The organism is Streptomyces sp. ADI96-02 (assembly GCF_003846185.1).
Classification (GTDB): Bacteria; Actinomycetota; Actinomycetes; order Streptomycetales; family Streptomycetaceae; genus Streptomyces.
The window spans coordinates 5,887,973-5,889,733 of sequence record NZ_ML123034.1 but is presented as its reverse complement, the minus strand read 5'-3'; the positions used below and the strand labels follow the sequence as shown (position 1 = coordinate 5,889,733).

The window sequence follows — 1,761 nt, the reverse complement described above, 5'->3', positions numbered from 1 at the left end:
GGACGACAAGCCGGTGAGGACGACCGGTCCCGATGGCACGGTCACCACGGTGTCCTACGAGACGCGGCGCGGTGACAGTTCGCGGCGGGGTGAGTCGGTGGCGGTCAGCCGCCGTGAGTCGGACGGGTTCGCCACGCGCAAGGTCAGCGACGAGTTGGGCCGGGAGGTTCGTTCCGAGTCGAACTACCAGCCTTCGGGGAACGACGGCCGGGGCCGGACGCTGCCCGAGGGGCAGTGGCGTCAGGTGTCCGGCGCGGAGTTCGACACCTCCGGCCAGCAGACCAAGACGGTGGACGCGGGCGGCCGGGAGACCACCATCGGGTACGACGCGTGGGGCCGGCCGGCAAAAGCCACCGCGCCCGACGGAACGGTCACCCTGAGCACCCACGACGACATCGAAGGCACCACGACCGAGCAGACCGTACCTGCCGGGACCGACAAACCGGTCGTGACCAGCACCCAGCAGAACGACGACCAGGGCAACCCCGTCCGGACCGAAACCGCTTACGCGGACGGCACCCCCGGCTCGGCTACCCAGACCGCCTTCGATGCCCTGGGTAAACCGGTCAGCTCCGAACAGAGCACCAGCCCATTCACCGCCGAACATACATATACGCCCGCGGGCCTGCCCGCGTCCGACACCGTCGCTCCCAAGCGGTCCGGCACGGCGCAGGGCGCGAAGTCGGAGTACACCCTGGATGCGTTCGGGAACAAGACGCACAAGAAGCTCACCGAGGGTGACGAGTCCGTCGAGGGTTGGAAGACGAAGTTCGATGCTGCGGGCCGGGAGGCGCAGGTCTCCCTGCCCGGCGGTGGCGGGACGTCGACCACGGCCTACAACCGGGTCAACGGGCTGGTCGAGTCCGTGACACCGCCGGACGGTTCCGTCGCCCATCAGCGCACCGACCGGGCCGGACGCACGGTCGAGGCATGGACCTCGCCGAAGGACGACCCGGGTGCGAAGGTTCAGCACGTCCGTAGGTCGTACGACCCGGTGACGGGTGGTATGTCCGCGCGGTGGATCGAGGGGGACGAGGCCGGTACGAAGATCACCTATGCCCAGAACCCGGACGGTACGGCCCGCGAGCGCATCGACCCGGGTGGGAAGAAGACGGCCTTCACCTACACCGATGACGAGCAGGTCGCCTCGGTGACCGACCACACCGGCGCGGTCACCCGCTACACGTACGACCCCAAGACAGGCCGGATGACCGGGGCCGTGCAGTCACGCGACGGCAAGGAACTGGCCAGGGTGTCCTATGCCTATGACGCCTCGGGCCGCCTCACGCAGACCGACCGGGGCAACGGTGCGGGCAGCACCTACACCTTCAACGACGCCGGCCTCCCCACCGGCGAGAAGCACACCAAACCCGGCGGGGACGTCATCGCCGAGCACGCCTACACCTACACGCCCGACCGCAAGCTCGCCACCGACATCGCCACCGTCGATGGGAAGAGGACCGCGACCGCCCACACCTACGACCCGCAGGGCCGCTCGACCCAGACCCACGTCGCCGAAGGCGACCGGCCCGGCGAGGGCACCCTGGTCAGCCGGACCGCCTACACCCACGACCTGGCCTCCAACCTGACCGAGACCAAGACCACCACCCGGGCGGCGGACGGCATCGAGAAGACCACCACGACCGGCTACACGCACGACCCGAAGACCTCCCGCACCACCGCCATCAGGATCGACGGCCAGGAGAAACGCCAGACCTACGACACCGCAGGCCGTCTCACCGAGGCCGCCGACGGCACCCG

General features: G+C 69.4%; 1 protein-coding gene. It reads left to right on the top strand.

Annotation, left to right across the window (positions count from 1 at the left end):
* Positions 1–49: 49 nt before the first annotated feature.
* On the top strand, positions 50–1,761 hold a 1,712-nt coding region (locus EES43_RS25860), incomplete at its 3' end, for an RHS repeat domain-containing protein (RefSeq protein WP_164493277.1).